This window comes from Pseudomonas sp. NPDC089734, assembly GCF_044748865.1.
GTDB lineage: Bacteria > Pseudomonadota > Gammaproteobacteria > Pseudomonadales > Pseudomonadaceae > Aquipseudomonas.
The window spans coordinates 236655-250735 of record NZ_JBIVGV010000005.1; the positions used below are offsets into that span (position 1 = coordinate 236655).

Below are 14081 nucleotides of genomic sequence, written 5' to 3' on the forward strand. Positions count from 1 at the left end.
TATGGCTTTCTCCACTCAAGACAGTGATGAAGTGCTCAGCGAAATCAACGTGACGCCTCTGGTGGACGTGATGCTGGTGCTGCTGGTGGTGTTCATCGTCACCGCGCCGCTGCTGACCAACTCGATTCCGATCAACCTGCCCAAGACCGAAGCGGTGGCTCCGGCAGAGCAGAAGGATCCGCTGGTGGTGAGCATCGACGGGCAGGGCAAGGTGTTCATCAACAAGGACGAAATCCAGGCCGATCTGCTGGAAACCAACCTTCAGGCGGCCAAGGCCAAGGACGCCCAGGTGCGGGTACAGCTCCAGGCCGACAACGACGTGAACTATGGCGAAGTGGCTCGGGCCATGGCCTCGATCGAACGTGCGGGTATCACCAAGTTGTCGGTGATTACCGCCAAATAGCGCAACCCCCTTCAAGACAGTGAAGCTTTAAGGTCGTACTCTCAGGCGGGTACGGCCTTTTTTTTGGTTGTCGGTCAGGCGTTTTTCGCAGATGAATCCGCTCCTGCAGAGAGCGGATTCATCCGCGAAAGGCATCAATGTGCGCCAGCAGCCTTGTTCAGGTCGCTTTCGGCCCATTCGGTATAGATGCAGGCATCGGCAGTTGCCCAGCGTACGCGGACCGGATCGCCAGCCTTCAATTGCAGGCCGGTTGCAGACAGGGCCTTGACGGTCATGGCCGTGCCGCCGGGAGTGACGACGGCGCAGGTCTGGCTCTCACCCAGGAACAGCACTTCCGTGACGGTGGCGGTGACTTCGTTCCAGCCCTGTTCCAGCGGGGTCGTCTCGGCCTGCTGGATGCTCAGGGCCAGCGCCTTTTCAGGACGGATCATCAACAGCACATCCTGATCGGTTTTCAGGCCCGAGGTCAGTCGGATCGACAGCGGTGCACCTTCAAAGGTTGCCACGGCATTGCCCTGGGCCTTGAGTTTCAGGAAGTTCGAGTTACCCAGGAACGAGGCGACAAAGGCATTCGGCGGGTTCTGGTACAGGTCATAACCGGTGCCCAGGCCGACGATCTTGCCGTGGCTGAAGATCGCGATGCGTTGCGACAGGCGCATGGCCTCTTCCTGGTCGTGGGTCACGTAGACGATGGTGATGCCCAGGCGACGATGCAACTGACGCAATTCATCCTGCAGGTCTTCACGCAGCTTCTTGTCCAGCGCGCCCAGCGGTTCGTCCATCAGCAGAATGCGTGGCTCGTAGACCAGTGCACGGGCGATGGCGACCCGTTGTTGCTGACCGCCCGATAGTTGTGAAGGGCGGCGATGGGCGAATTGCTCCAGTTGCACCAGCTTGAGCATCGCATCGACCCGCTTGTCGCGCTCGGCCGCCGGCAGTTTGCGGATGGCCAGCGGGAAGGCGATGTTGTCGCGTACCGAAAGGTGCGGAAACAATGAGTAACGCTGGAACACCATGCCGATGTCGCGTTTGTGAGGCGGCACGTTCACCAGGGATTTGCCGTTGACCAGAATCTCTCCGGAGCTGGGCGTCTCGAATCCTGCCAGCATCGAGAGCGTGGTGCTCTTGCCCGAGCCGCTGGAGCCCAGGAAGGTCAGGAATTCACCGTCCTGGATATTCAGGTCGATATTGTCCACGGCCGCAAAATCGCCGTAATGCTTGTTCAGGTTGCACAGGCTGACCAGAGGTTGCAGGTCGTGTTGCGCGTTGTCTTTGATGACGGCACTCATGAGGTACTCCGGGCTTCGTTACGGCGACGCAGGGTCGCGGCGATGAACATGACCAGCACCGACAGGGCGATCAGCAGTGTTGAAGCCACTGCAATGACCGGGGTCAGATCCTGACGCAGAGTGGTCCACATTTTGACGGGGAGTGTTTGCAGGGTAGGGCTGGCCATCATCACGCTCAGGACCACCTCGTCCCACGACACCAGAAACGCGAACAGTGCGCCGGCCAGCATGCCGGGGCGGATGGCCGGGAAGGTGACCTTGAGCACGGCCTGGATGCGTGAGGCACCGCAGATCACGGCGGCATCCTCGATGGACTGATCGAACAGCTTCAACGAGTTGATGATCGAGATGATGGTGAATGGCAGCGCCACGATCACATGGCTGACCACGAAGGAAAACAGCGTCCCGGTGTAGCCCAGCTTGAGAAACAGGGCGTACACGGCCACGGCAATGATCACCAGCGGCACGATCATGGGCAGAGTGAAGATGCCATACAGCATGTCACGACCCGGAAAGCGGCCCCGTACCAGTGCGAAGGCGGTGGGCAGGCCCAGGGCGACGGCGCTGATCGTGGTCAGCACGGCGACCTTGAAACTGGACATCGCGGCTTCCATCCACTCCGGGTTGGAGAAGAACTGCTGATACCACTTCAGGGGCCAGCCGGGCGGTGGAAAGACCAGCCACTGGGAAGAGCCGAAGGACAGCAGCACGATGAACAGGATCGGCAGCAACAGAAACAGCGCGATCAGGCCGGTGGTCAGGTACAGGCCCAACCGCAGGCGCGTGCTCATGGCATTGGGGGTCAGGAGCATGATGGCTTACCTCGCATTGCTGGCGCCGACCGGGGATTCCGGCTGGAGCTTCAGGTAGAAGTAGAACAACACCAGGGTGATCAGGATCAGCAGCGCGGCGGCCGCACTGGCCAGTCCCCAGTTGAGGAAGGACTGCACCTGCTGGACGATGAATTCGGGCAGCATCATGTTCTGCGCGCCACCGAGCAGCGCGGGGGTGACGTAGTAGCCCAAGGACATGACAAAGACCATCAAACCACCGGAAAACAGCCCCGAGCGACACAGCGGTAGGAATACCCGGAAGAAGTTGGTCCACGGGCTGGCGCCGCAGATGGAGCCGGCCTGCAACACCATCGGGTCGATGGCCTGCATGGTCGCCTGCAAGGGCAGCACGATGAACGGGATCATGATGTAGCTCATGCCGATCACCACGCCGGTGAGGTTATGCACCATCTCCAGAGGCTGATCGATGATGCCCATGGCCATCAGGGTCTTGTTGACGACTCCGGAGGCCTGCAGCAATACCAGCCAGGAATAGGTCCGGGCCAGCAGGCTGGTCCACATCGACAGCAGCACGATATTGAAAATCCAGCGGCCCCAGCCTCGAGGCACCAGGGTGATGACCCAGGCCAGCGGAAAGCCCAGCAGCACGCTGAACAGTGTCACCAGACCGGCCACCGAGAAGGTGTTGAACAACACCCTGGCGTAGGCGGAGTTGGCGAACAGTTGTTCATAGTTGCCCAGGCCCGGTGTGGGTTCCAGCACGCCGCGAAGCAGCAGGCCGATCAGTGGCGCGAAGAAGAACACGCCCAGAAAGAGCAGGGCCGGAATCAGGTTGCGACTGCCGCGCCAGCGTTGTGACAAGGAGTTTTTGGGCTGCATCGTCGCTGCCTTGACGTAAGCCGCGCCAGCGGTGCTGGACGCACCACTGGCCGGGTTGGATTGACGGGAAGCGATGGCCGTCATTTTTACTTGACCAGCCATTCGTTCCACCGTGTCGCGATGTCCGGACCGTTCTTGGCCCAGTATGCGAAGTCGAGAGTGATTTGATCCTGCCCATAGGCGGTCGGCAGGTTAGGGGCCAGCGTCGAATCCAGGCGCGGTACGCTGTCCAGGTTGACCGGTGCATAGGCGCTGAGGTTGGAGAAGTCGGCCTGGCCTTTCGGGCTGGTGGCTTCGGCAATGAACTTCATCGCTGCAGCCTTGTTCTTGGCGCCTTTGGGGACGACCAGGAAGTCGGCCATGACCAGGTTCTGCTTCCAGCTCACGCCCACCGGAGCGCCGTCCTGTTGCAGGGCATAGACGCGGCCGTTCCACATCTGGCCCATGGTCGCTTCGCCCGAAGCCAGCAATTGCTGGGACTGAGCGCCGCCGCCCCACCAGACGATGTCTTTTTTGATGGTGTCGAGTTTCTTGAAGGCGCGGTCCAGATCCAGCGGATAGAGCTTGTCGGCGGCGACGCCATCGGCCAGCAGGGCCAGTTCCAGCACGCCCGGGCTCGGCCATTTGTAGAGTGCGCGCTTGCCGGGATAGGTTTTGGTGTCGAACATGGCCGACCAGTCTTGCGGGGCTTTGCTGCCGGTCTTGCTTTCGTTGTAGCCCAGCACGAAGGAGAAGAAGAACGAACCGGCGCCGTGGTCGGACACGAAGCGTGGGTCGATGCGGTCGCGCTTGATGGTGGTGAAGTCGAGAGGTTCAAGCAGGCCTTCGCTGGCGGCACGCAGGGCGAAGTCGGCTTCCACGTCCACGACATCCCATTGAACGTTGCCGCTTTCGACCATGGCCTTGAGTTTGCCGTAGTCGGTAGGGCCATCCTGTACAACCGTGATGCCACTGGCCTTGCTGAAGGGCGCTGCCCAGGCCTGCTTCTGTGCATCCTGGGTCGAGCCGCCCCAACTGACGAAGTTCACGCTTTCGGCGGCCATGGCTGTAAGGCTTGAGACAGCCAACACGCCAGCAGCGAATGCTGCAATCGCACGTTTGTTCAACACCATTTTCACGCCCTCATTTGTTGTGTTTTGAGCGGGCTTTTTTGTGCCCGCGTATTCGGGAGCAGTAGGTCCAGTGGACCGTGGAAACTGGCGACCGTGTCAGATGCTTTTGTTTAGCCTTATCCCTCGGCGGGGGCATCTGACAAAACCTTAGGTCTACGGAATGTCATATTATGGTATTCCAAACTTTGTGCAAGTATTTTGCCCTGCCGGGACACCTCCGTTTTGACTTTTTTACCTGTGAAAGCCTTTGTTTATAGGGGGCAAGGCCACCTCTTCAGTCTTGTTACCGACCTTGTCCGAAGGGGCGTTCAACCCGTAAAAGGAATGCTTTCAACCACTTCCAGATCGTATCCGGTCAGCCCGGCGTATTTGAGTGGCGGGCCCAGATGGCGCAATTTGCCCACGCCGATGTCCTGCAATATTTGTGCGCCAGTCCCGACTTCCGAATAGATGCGCGATTGCGAGCGGGTGTATTGGCGCGGAGGCTGGGTGAGCTGTGGAATGCGTTCGAGCAGGGCCTGGGATGATTCATGATTGGCCAGCACCACAACGACGCCACGACCTTCTTCGGCGACCTTCTGCAAGGCGGCCCACAACGTCCAGTTCGCGGGTCCGGTGTATTCCGCGCCCACCAGGTCGCGTAGCGGATCGACCACATGCACCCGCACCAGTGTCGGGTCGTCGCGCCGAACCTCTCCCATGACCATCGCCATGTGAACGCCACCTTCGATCCGGTCTTCATAGCTCAGCAGGCGGAATGTGCCATGTACGGTGGGCAGCTCGCGTTCACCGATGCGCACGACGGTGTGCTCGGTGCTCAGGCGGTAATGAATCAGGTCGGCAATGGTGCCGATCCGGATGCCGTGTTTTTCGGCGAACACTTCCAGGTCGGGGCGTCGTGCCATGGTGCCGTCATCGTTCATCACTTCGACGATGACCGAGGCCGGGGTAAGGCCCGCCAGACGGGCCAGGTCGCAACCTGCTTCGGTGTGTCCGGCGCGGGTCAGGACGCCACCCTCACGGGCGCGTAGCGGGAAGATATGGCCCGGTTGCACCAGATCGTCGGCACAGGCGCCGGGATTCACGGCAGCCTGCACGGTGCGGGCGCGATCGGCGGCGGAAATACCCGTGCTGACGCCGGTGGCGGCTTCGATGGACACCGTGAAGGCTGTTGCGAAGACGCTGCCGTTGCTGGGCACCATCTGCTCCAGCCCCAGGCGCTGGCAATGCTCATCGGTGAGGGTCAGGCAGATCAGGCCGCGGGCCTCGCGGGCCATGAAGCTGATGGCCTCGGGTGTGCAGCGATCGGCGGCGAGCAGCAGGTCACCTTCGTTTTCCCGGTCTTCGTCGTCGACCAGCAGGACCATCTTGCCCTGGCGATAGTCTTCAATGATGTCTTCGATGCGATCGAACGCCATGCTCAGGATCTCTCGGTGCTATGGATGAAAAATCGTGGTATACCATAAGACAGAATATTTCATAAATTCCCGGCCATTGAAACAGTGAGATCGCGATGAAGGCTTATTGGATTGCAAATGTAGACGTCACCGACCCTCAGCAATACACCGAATATACCCAGCGAGCACCTGCCGCGTTCACATTATTTGGTGGCCGATTCATGGCGCGTGGCGGCCGCTCCGAAGCGGTTGAAGGGCGTGATACACCGCAACGTACGGTCGTGATCGAGTTCGACTCGTACGAGCAGGCGCTGGCCTGTTACCGGTCACCCGAATATCAGGAAGCGATGAGCCACCGCCAGGGCGTGGCAAAGGCCGAGATCGTGATTGTCGAAGGGGTGTAATAAACACCGCTGACCGACTGTAGGAGCGGATTCATCCGCGAATGACGGCATATCTGCCGCTACATTTCTTGCGGATGTACCGGCTTTTCGCGAATGAATTCGCTCCTACGGGGCGGTTCAGCGGATGAAGTGGACTTTCCCGGTGTCGTCATTGCCCATGTAGAGGCCATAGACCCCGGCCTGACGTTCGGCTATGTAGCGTTCGAGGATTTGCCGGATGGCAGGATAGTAGATGCTGTCCCAGGGGATGTCTTCGGGGGCGAAGAATCTGTAGTCCAGGGTTTCCGGCCCGAACTGTCCGGTGATTTCCAGGGCTATTGCCCTGAAAACGATGTACACCTCGCTGATCTTCGGCACGCTGAAGATGGAGTAGGGCGAGATGATTTCCGCGCGTACGCCGCTTTCTTCCCAGACTTCACGCAATGCCGCCTGTTCGGTGGTTTCGCCGCTTTCCATGAAACCGGCGGGTAGTGTCCAGGTGCCGGGGCGTGGTGCAATGGCCCGCTGGCACAGCAGGTACTTGCCTTCCTGTTCGATGATGCAGCCGGCAATGATCTTCGGGTTGACGTAATGAACGTAATTGCAGGCTGCGCACATCAGCCGCGCATGGGTATCGCCCGGTGGCACGCGCTGATCGAGATCGGCGCTGCCACACTGCGGACAAAAGCGCGGCGCGGGCATGTCAGCGGCCTATGCGGGGTTCTTTGAGGGCCACGGGAGCCACGATGTCGCGGACCTTCGCTTCATCGTCCTGCTTGGACTTCAGGTATTCCAGTGCCACAGTGGCGGCATTGCGGACATGGTCGACGGAAGCCTGATGCGCAGCCAGCGGGTCGCCGCTCTTGATGGCTTCGACGATGCGTTCCATTTCCTGATTGCTGGCACCGCGACGGTTGACCTGAGACACCGACGTGGCACGCAGGTAGCTGATGCGAGCCTGCAGCTGACGCAGCTGGGTGGCGGCGACGTGGTTGCCGGACCCTTCCAGCAGCACGTCATAGAAGCTTTGCACTGAATCGATGACCTGTTGCAGTTCGCCTTCGTTGAGCGCCTTGCGGTTTTCTTCCAGGGCCTTTTCCAGCGCGCGAATGTCCTTGGCCTTGGCCCGCAGGGTGAAGAGTTGCACGATCAGCCCTTCCAGTACGCAGCGCAGCTCATAGATATCGCAGGCATCTTCCAGCGTGATGATGGCGACTCGCGGGCCCTTGGCATCGGCGAACTCCACCAGGCCTTCGGATTCCAGGTGGCGCAAGGCTTCGCGTACCGATGTCCGGCTGACACCGAGGCGATCGCACAAGTCCCGCTCGACCAGACGATCTCCCGGCAGCAGCTGGAAGTTCATGATCGCGCTGCGCAGCTTGTCCAGCACGATCTCCCGCAGGGTGACGGGATTGCGATTGACCTTGAAGTTGTCGTCGAGTGGCAGGCGTTTCATCGGGTGTGCTCAGAGTAGGGCTGTCTATGTGAAAAACACGGCCAGAAAATATGATCGCGTTCAAGGCACCGGCCAGCGGGCTGGCGCATGCCCGGTGCATGCGGCGTCCGGGACGGCGCGAGTTTATCACGCCGTTGCTCTGAGCCAACAAGAACGCCCACAAGTACTCCTCATGCCAGGCTTGGCAGCGCCCCCAGTTTGCCCCGGTGATAAACCATCGGGGTCACAGGTGTTTCAGGGAGGATCAGGTTTTTCACGGCACCCACGATGATGGCGTGATCGCCGCCGTCGTATTCACGCCACAGCTCGCATTCGATGATGGCCGTTGCCTTGTCCAGCAGCGGGTTGCCCAGCTCGCTCAGGTGCCATTCGATGCCCTTGGTCTTTTCCTTGCCCTTGCCTGCGAAGGCATAGGCTTCGGCCTGCTGATCGGCTGAGAGCAGATGGATGGCGAATTTCTTGCTGTCACGCAGCACCGGGTAGGTGTCGCTGGCGTAGTTCGGGCAGAACAGCACCAGTGCCGGGTCGATGGACAAGGCGCTGAAGGCGCTGGCGGTGATACCGACCAGACTGCCTTCGGCATCCAGTGTGGTAACGATCGTGACGCCTGAAGGAAAGGACGCCATGACTTCTTTATAAATGCCGGGTTCGATCATTACAGCTGCCTCGTTAGCGCATGACAAAGGGATCAGGCATCGGGGCCTGCGAAAGATTGATCCATACCGTTTTCAGTTCGGTATAGGCGAGCACCGAGTCGATGCCGCTTTCACGGCCGTAGCCGCTGTTCTTGAAGCCGCCGATAGGGGCCATGGCCGATACGGCGCGGTAAGTGTTGACCCAGATGATCCCGGAGCGAATGTCGCGGGCCAGACGGTGGGCCCGGCCCAGGTCGCGGGTCCAGATCCCGGCGGCCAGACCGAACTGGGAGTCGTTGGCGATCGCCAGGGCTTCGGCTTCATCCTTGAACCGGATCACCGAGGCGACAGGCCCGAAGACTTCTTCCTGCATGATCTTCATGGAGTTGCGGTCGCACTCGAACAGGGTCGGCTCGTAGAACCAGCCTTCGCCAGCCGTTTCCGGGCGCTTGCCACCCAGCCGCAGGCGAGCGCCTTCAGCCAGGGCGTCGGCCACCAGCCCTTCGACCACGGCCAGTTGCTGGGCAGTGGCCATGGGGCCCATTTCGGTGGTTTCGTCCTGCGGGTTGCCAATGCGGATGCGGCTGGCGCGTTCGGCCAGACGCTCGACGAACTCATCGTAGATCTCGTCCTGAACCAGCAGGCGCGAGCCGGACACACAGCTTTGTCCCGATGCGGCATAGATGCCTGCGACCGCGCCATTGATGGCACTGTCCAGATCGGCATCGGCAAAGATGATATTGGGGGATTTGCCACCCAGTTCCAGCGACAGCCTGGCGAAGTTCTCGGCACTGCTGCGCACCACATGCCGTGCCGTCGCGGCACCGCCGGTGAAGGCGATCTTGCGCACCAGCGGATGACGGGTCAGGGCCGCGCCGGTGCTGGGGCCATAACCGGTCACGACGTTGACCACGCCCGGTGGTATCCCGGCTTCCAGCGCCAGGCGCGCCAGTTCCAGAATCGTGGCCGAAGCATGTTCGGAAGGCTTGAGCACGATGGTGTTGCCGGCAGCGAGTGCCGGAGCCAGCTTGATGGCCGTCAGGTACAGCGGGCTGTTCCAGGGAATGATGCCGGCGACCACGCCCATCGGCTCGTGGACCGTATAGGCAAACAGGTCGGGCTTGTCGAGGGGCAGGGTGCCGCCTTCGAGTTTGTCTGCCAGACCGGCGGTGTAATGGAAGAATTCCGGCAGGTAGCTCACCTGGCCGCGGGTTTCCCGGATCAGCTTGCCATTGTCCCGGCTTTCCAGTTGCGCGAGTTGTTCCTTGTGCTCGGCGATCAGATCACCCAGCCTGCGCAACAGCTTGCCTCGCGCCGTGGCTGTCAGTCCGCGCCAGGCCGGGTTCTCGAAAGCCTTTTGCGCCGCCTGTACGGCGCGTTCCACATCGGCTTCATCGGCATCGGGCAATTGTGCCCAGGGCTCGGCCAGCGCAGGGTTGAGGCTGTCGAAGGTCTTGCCGGAAAGCGCATCGACCCATTGGCCGTCGATGCACATCTGAAAGCGAGTGAGCGTCATGCAACGATCCCCTTTACCGGGTTGTGTAGAGCCGCCGACTTGTCGAGGAAGTCCAGCAACACCTGATTGACCAGACGCGGCGATTCCACCGGCATCATGTGCCGCTGCTCGGGCAGTATCGCGACCTCGGCGCCCTGAATGCGCATCGCCAGCTGGCGGGCCATGTCCGGTGTCGAGCCGGGGTCCAGCTCGCCGGTGGCAATCAGGGTCGGTGCGCGAATATCGCCCAAATCGTCGGCGCGGTACATATCCTGTGTTGCAAACAGCTTGTAGGTGGTCAGGTAGCCTTGCGGATCGTTGCTGGCCAGATTCTGGCGGATGGCTGCGATCTGCGCCGGGTTGGCCGCCTGATATTCACGGCTGAACCAGCGCGACAGGGCTTCTGCCGCATTGGCGTCCGGCCCGTGTTCGGCGGCCTGGGTGGTGCGTGCGATCACGCCGGCCCGCTGTTCTTCCGTACGGTTGAACACACTGTTGAGGATCACCATCCCCGAGAGGTGCTGGGGGAAATGCAGGGCGAAGGCCCGCGCCACCAGTCCGCCCATCGAGAAACCGATGATCGTGGCCTGGGGCAGCCCCAGATGTTCAAGCAGTTCACGCAATTGCTCTGCATAGCCAGGCAGGCCGGTATCCGGGTCCGGGCGCGGGCTCGCACCATGGCCCAGCATGTCGTAGGCAATGACTCGGTAATGCGGGGACAGGCCGACGATCTGCCCGCCCCACATTTCTTTATTCAGACCCACCCCGTGAATCAACACCACAGGGTGGCCTTGACCGGTCGCCAGATAACTGGTCCCGGCCGGGGTGCGTTCAGCGGTGAGCTGAATCATGGATCGCTCCTGCTCAGGCATTTATAGGGGAAGTCGATTACTGAGCCTTTTCGGCTGCCAGCTCTTCAAGGTCGATATAACGGTTGCCGATGCGTGGGTGCAGGCGGCCGCCGTTGGCTGCGCCCAGCACGACAATGATTTCGTCGGCGCGAGGCGAGTCTTCGATCTGCATTTCCAGGGTGATGTAGTGCGAGCGCAGGCCTTCGTCGTCCTTGTGCATCATCGGAATCTGGATGGAAGTGCCCGGGCCACCGCGCTTGTTGGTGAAGCTCAGGTAGCTCTTGGCCTTGACCGCTTCGCGGTAGTGGTTGCCGAAGCGCAGAGTGTGAATCACGGCCGAAGCGTGTTCGATCTCGCCTTCGGCACCGACCACGGCAGCCTTGCCATAGGCTTCGATCTTGTCGGCGCCACCGATGGCGGCGGTCAGACGCTCGACCATCAGAGCACCCAGATCGGAGCAGTTGGCACGGATTTCCGGCTTGAGATCTTCGACAAAACCGCGACCCAGCCACGGGTTCTTCATCACCACCGCCAGGCCGACCATGGTCACGGGTTTGTCGGTGGCCTTGCCGCCTTCGATCAAGGTTTCTTCGGTGTAGGTCACGATCTTGCGAATTTCAAAACTCATGTAGGACTCCCGGATCGAATGATGTTGTATTTCGTATGATGGTATACCATAAGATTGCTTGTGCAAGTGCTTTATTCAAGCGCGAAGCAAAAACCGGAAGTCGCAGGCAATACGCAGCAAATCCGGGCCGTGGCCGCTGACCATTCGTCAGAGGGTTGCTCCTGTTCCTTGAACGTTGGTCCTGGAAGGCGGGCCAGATATTTCATGGGCCCACAAGGGTTCATCTCCTTCAGCCCTCAACAGGAGAAAGAAATGACTGACTATCCAAGACCTCCTTTTCCTCAACAGGCACAGCCGGTTCCCGGCTCGCAGGCGAAGATGGAGCCTTATCCCGATTGCGGCGAGCAGAGTTATCAAGGCTCGGGCCGACTGGACAGCCGGATTGCCTTGATCACTGGAGCTGACAGTGGCATTGGCCGCGCGGTGGCCATTGCCTTTGCGCGAGAAGGGGCCGATGTCGCGCTGTCCTACCTCGATGAGCATGAAGATGCGCAGGAGACCGCACGCTGGGTGGAGCAGGCTGGCAGGCAATGCCTCCTGCTACCCGGCGATCTGGCGCAGAAAGATCACTGCCGCCATATCGTGGAAGCAACCGCGGAGCGATTCGGCCGCATCGATGTATTGGTCAATAACGCCGCCTTCCAGATGACCCACGAAACCTTCGAGGAGATCACCGATGAGGAGTGGGTGAAGACATTCGATACCAATATCACGGCGATATTTCGCATCTGCCAGGCCGCCCTCAAACACATGGGCGAAGGCAGCTCGATCATCAATACCAGTTCGGTGAACGCCGATATGCCCAAGCCGACCCTGTTGGCCTATGCCTGCACCAAGGGTGCGATTGCCAACTTCACCGGCGGCCTTGCGCAGATGCTGGGTGAGCGGGGTATTCGGGTAAACAGTGTGGCGCCGGGCCCGATCTGGACGCCGCTGATCGTCTCGACCATGCCGGAAGACGAGGTCCGCCACTTCGGCAGCCAGACCCCGCTGGGGCGCCCGGGCCAGCCGGCGGAAGTGGCACCGATCTATGTGCTGCTGGCTTCCGATCAGGCCAGTTACACCTCGGGAGCGTTGTACAGCGTTACCGGGGGCAGGCCTATTCTGTAGCGAACATTCCGGTCGCGATGCAATCCCATGCAGCAACGGCCTCCAGATGAGGTGTGGCAGGTCGTTGCAGACGTTGCATTCCATCCATTTCTGACTGCGCCTTGACTCATGCGGGGATATCCCCGTAAGTTGGGCGACTCAGTCATTCAACTGCCTCAGGAGAATTGCCATGTATCCCGACGTTCAGCTCTATATCGATGGCCAATGGCGTGCGAGCCGTGATGGCCGCACCTTGCCGGTCATCGATCCAGCCACCGGCCAGTCGCTGGGAACCGTGGCACATGCCGGCATTCCCGATCTGGATGAAGCCCTGGCGGCGGCTGAGCGCGGCTTTGCAACCTGGCGTGCCACGTCGGCCTATGATCGCTACAAGATCATGCAAAAGGCTGCGCAACTGCTGCGCGAGCGGGTCGACACCATTGCCCGCATCATGACCCAGGAGCAGGGCAAGCCGCTGGCCGAGGCGCGCATGGAGACGCAATCGGCTGCCGATATCATCGACTGGCTGGCCGAGGAAGGGCGTCGCAGTTATGGTCGCCTCGTCCCGTCGCGCAACCCCACGATCGAGCAGAAGGTGATCAAGGAGCCGGTCGGCCCGGTGGCTGCGTTCACGCCCTGGAACTTCCCGATCAACCAGGTGGTGCGCAAGCTTTCGTCAGCCCTGGCCGCTGGCTGTTCGATCATCATCAAGGCACCGGAAGAAACACCGGCATCGCCTGCCGAACTGATTCGTGCGTTCGCCGATGCGGGCGTGCCGGCTGGCGTGATCGGGCTGGTGTATGGCGTTCCCTCCGAGATTTCCAATTACCTGATCCCGCATCCGGTGATCCGCAAGGTGACCTTTACCGGTTCCACGCCCGTGGGCAAGCATCTGGCGGCCCTGGCTGGCCAGCACATGAAACGCGCGACCATGGAACTGGGCGGCCACGCACCGGCACTGGTCTTCGATGATGCCGATCTGGATCTGGCGGCACGGGTGCTGGCGACCGCGAAATTCCGTAATGCCGGTCAGGTCTGTGTTTCGCCGACGCGGATTCTGGTCCAGCGCAAGGTGTTCGAGGCATTCACCGAGAAGTTCGTCGGCCTGACTCGCGAGGTCAAGGTCGGCAATGGCCTGGAGGCGGGTACGACCATGGGACCGGTGGCCAATGATCGCCGCATTCCTGCGCTGGTGGATCTGGTCGAGGATGCGGTCGGTGCCGGTGCAACGCTGGAGACTGGCGGCAAGGCCATTGACGGGCCGGGCTACTTCTTCGAGCCCACCGTATTGAGCGGCCTGACCCGTGACATGCGGATCATGAACGAAGAGCCGTTCGGGCCGGTTGCCTTGCTGGTGCCTTTCGACACGCTGGAGGAGGTGATCGCTGAATCCAACCGTGTGCCGTTCGGCCTGGCATCCTATGCCTTCACCACCTCGATGAAGACCGCCCAGGCGCTGAGCAATGGCATCGAAGCGGGCATGCTGTCGATCAATCATCAGGGGATCGGCCTGCCAGAGATTCCGTTTGGCGGCATCAAGGACTCGGGCTATGGCTCTGAGGGCGGCACCGAAGCGATCGAGGCCTACCTCAATACCAAGCTGGTGACGCAGTTCAACTAAGCGCTGCTTTCGCGGATGAATCCTCTCCAGTAGGAGCGGATTCATCCGC

15 protein-coding genes are annotated in these 14081 nt (G+C 60.8%); 4 read left to right on the forward strand and 11 right to left on the reverse strand.

The window, feature by feature from the left end; all coding sequences use genetic code 11:
* Position 1: 1 nt before the first annotated feature.
* Positions 2-403, forward strand: a complete 402-nt coding sequence (locus ACIPY9_RS08985) for a biopolymer transporter ExbD (RefSeq protein ID WP_122318332.1) — start codon at positions 2-4, stop codon at positions 401-403.
* Between the two features lie 134 nt (positions 404-537).
* On the opposite strand, the gene ACIPY9_RS08990 is transcribed toward ACIPY9_RS08985, so the two are convergent.
* The 5 genes from ACIPY9_RS08990 to ribBA form a co-directional block, all read right to left on the reverse strand.
* Positions 538-1692 carry an ABC transporter ATP-binding protein gene (locus ACIPY9_RS08990; RefSeq protein ID WP_400699616.1) on the reverse strand — a complete coding sequence of 385 codons (1155 nt, stop codon included), beginning with the start codon at positions 1690-1692 and terminating at the stop codon, positions 538-540.
* On the reverse strand, positions 1689-2504 hold the full coding sequence (locus ACIPY9_RS08995) for an ABC transporter permease (protein ID WP_400699618.1): 816 nt from the start codon (positions 2502-2504) through the stop codon (positions 1689-1691). Before ACIPY9_RS08995 ends, ACIPY9_RS08990 begins: the two co-directional genes overlap by 4 nt.
* A 6-nt stretch (positions 2505-2510) precedes the next feature.
* On the reverse strand, positions 2511-3467 hold the full coding sequence (locus ACIPY9_RS09000; protein ID WP_400699621.1) for an ABC transporter permease: 957 nt from the start codon (positions 3465-3467) through the stop codon (positions 2511-2513).
* Positions 3452-4477, reverse strand: coding sequence for an ABC transporter substrate-binding protein (locus tag ACIPY9_RS09005; protein ID WP_400699624.1), 1026 nt, complete (start codon positions 4475-4477; stop codon positions 3452-3454). Before ACIPY9_RS09005 ends, ACIPY9_RS09000 begins: the two co-directional genes overlap by 16 nt.
* A 308-nt stretch (positions 4478-4785) precedes the next feature.
* A complete protein-coding gene (ribBA, locus tag ACIPY9_RS09010; RefSeq protein WP_400699627.1) occupies positions 4786-5895 on the reverse strand; it encodes a bifunctional 3,4-dihydroxy-2-butanone-4-phosphate synthase/GTP cyclohydrolase II in 1110 nt (369 codons plus the stop codon).
* Positions 5896-5990: 95 nt separating this feature from the next.
* Between ribBA and ACIPY9_RS09015 the strand changes: the two genes are divergently transcribed.
* On the forward strand, positions 5991-6278 hold the full coding sequence (locus ACIPY9_RS09015; RefSeq protein WP_400699630.1) for a DUF1330 domain-containing protein: 288 nt from the start codon (positions 5991-5993) through the stop codon (positions 6276-6278).
* 117 nt (positions 6279-6395) lie between these two features.
* On the opposite strand, the gene ACIPY9_RS09020 is transcribed toward ACIPY9_RS09015, so the two are convergent.
* The 6 genes from ACIPY9_RS09020 to ACIPY9_RS09045 all read right to left on the reverse strand — a co-directional run bounded on the left by ACIPY9_RS09020 (position 6396) and on the right by ACIPY9_RS09045 (position 11322).
* The gene (locus tag ACIPY9_RS09020; protein WP_400699633.1) at positions 6396-6959 is read right to left on the reverse strand and encodes an NUDIX hydrolase; all 564 of its coding nucleotides are present in this window, start codon (positions 6957-6959) and stop codon (positions 6396-6398) included.
* A gap of 1 nt (position 6960) precedes the next feature.
* Positions 6961-7713 carry a GntR family transcriptional regulator gene (locus ACIPY9_RS09025; RefSeq protein ID WP_400699636.1) on the reverse strand — a complete coding sequence of 251 codons (753 nt, stop codon included), beginning with the start codon at positions 7711-7713 and terminating at the stop codon, positions 6961-6963.
* Between the two features lie 170 nt (positions 7714-7883).
* The gene (locus tag ACIPY9_RS09030) at positions 7884-8369 is read right to left on the reverse strand and encodes a flavin reductase family protein (RefSeq protein ID WP_400699639.1); all 486 of its coding nucleotides are present in this window, start codon (positions 8367-8369) and stop codon (positions 7884-7886) included.
* Positions 8370-8382: 13 nt separating this feature from the next.
* Complete coding sequence (locus ACIPY9_RS09035; protein WP_400699642.1) at positions 8383-9864, reverse strand: aldehyde dehydrogenase; 1482 nt, start codon at positions 9862-9864, stop codon at positions 8383-8385.
* Complete coding sequence (locus ACIPY9_RS09040) at positions 9861-10694, reverse strand: alpha/beta fold hydrolase (RefSeq protein WP_400699644.1); 834 nt, start codon at positions 10692-10694, stop codon at positions 9861-9863. Before ACIPY9_RS09040 ends, ACIPY9_RS09035 begins: the two co-directional genes overlap by 4 nt.
* 37 nt (positions 10695-10731) lie before the next feature.
* Complete coding sequence (locus ACIPY9_RS09045) at positions 10732-11322, reverse strand: amino acid synthesis family protein (RefSeq protein WP_400699647.1); 591 nt, start codon at positions 11320-11322, stop codon at positions 10732-10734.
* A 252-nt stretch (positions 11323-11574) separates the two neighbouring features.
* Between ACIPY9_RS09045 and ACIPY9_RS09050 the strand changes: the two genes are divergently transcribed.
* On the forward strand, positions 11575-12432 hold the full coding sequence (locus tag ACIPY9_RS09050) for an SDR family oxidoreductase (protein ID WP_400699650.1): 858 nt from the start codon (positions 11575-11577) through the stop codon (positions 12430-12432).
* A gap of 169 nt (positions 12433-12601) precedes the next feature.
* A complete protein-coding gene (locus ACIPY9_RS09055; RefSeq protein WP_400699653.1) occupies positions 12602-14032 on the forward strand; it encodes an NAD-dependent succinate-semialdehyde dehydrogenase in 1431 nt (476 codons plus the stop codon).
* Positions 14033-14081: the final 49 nt, after the last annotated feature.

Bases quoted from the DNA above. Each gene is read 5' to 3' on its own strand.
- ACIPY9_RS09030 (WP_400699639.1), bottom strand. From the start codon at position 8,369: ATGATCGAACCCGGCATTTATAAAGAAGTCATGGCGTCCTTTCCTTCA.
- ACIPY9_RS09035 (WP_400699642.1), bottom strand. From the start codon at position 9,864: ATGACGCTCACTCGCTTTCAGATGTGCATCGACGGCCAATGGGTCGAT.
- ACIPY9_RS09050 (WP_400699650.1), top strand. From the start codon at position 11,575: ATGACTGACTATCCAAGACCTCCTTTTCCTCAACAGGCACAGCCGGTT.
- ACIPY9_RS09040 (WP_400699644.1), bottom strand. From the start codon at position 10,694: ATGATTCAGCTCACCGCTGAACGCACCCCGGCCGGGACCAGTTATCTG.
- ACIPY9_RS09045 (WP_400699647.1), bottom strand. From the start codon at position 11,322: ATGAGTTTTGAAATTCGCAAGATCGTGACCTACACCGAAGAAACCTTG.
- ACIPY9_RS09025 (WP_400699636.1), bottom strand. From the start codon at position 7,713: ATGAAACGCCTGCCACTCGACGACAACTTCAAGGTCAATCGCAATCCC.
- ACIPY9_RS08990 (WP_400699616.1), bottom strand. From the start codon at position 1,692: ATGAGTGCCGTCATCAAAGACAACGCGCAACACGACCTGCAACCTCTG.
- ribBA (WP_400699627.1), bottom strand. From the start codon at position 5,895: ATGGCGTTCGATCGCATCGAAGACATCATTGAAGACTATCGCCAGGGC.
- ACIPY9_RS09015 (WP_400699630.1), top strand. From the start codon at position 5,991: ATGAAGGCTTATTGGATTGCAAATGTAGACGTCACCGACCCTCAGCAA.
- ACIPY9_RS09005 (WP_400699624.1), bottom strand. From the start codon at position 4,477: ATGGTGTTGAACAAACGTGCGATTGCAGCATTCGCTGCTGGCGTGTTG.
- ACIPY9_RS08995 (WP_400699618.1), bottom strand. From the start codon at position 2,504: ATGCTCCTGACCCCCAATGCCATGAGCACGCGCCTGCGGTTGGGCCTG.
- ACIPY9_RS09020 (WP_400699633.1), bottom strand. From the start codon at position 6,959: ATGCCCGCGCCGCGCTTTTGTCCGCAGTGTGGCAGCGCCGATCTCGAT.
- ACIPY9_RS09000 (WP_400699621.1), bottom strand. From the start codon at position 3,467: ATGGCTGGTCAAGTAAAAATGACGGCCATCGCTTCCCGTCAATCCAAC.
- ACIPY9_RS09055 (WP_400699653.1), top strand. From the start codon at position 12,602: ATGTATCCCGACGTTCAGCTCTATATCGATGGCCAATGGCGTGCGAGC.
- ACIPY9_RS08985 (WP_122318332.1), top strand. From the start codon at position 2: ATGGCTTTCTCCACTCAAGACAGTGATGAAGTGCTCAGCGAAATCAAC.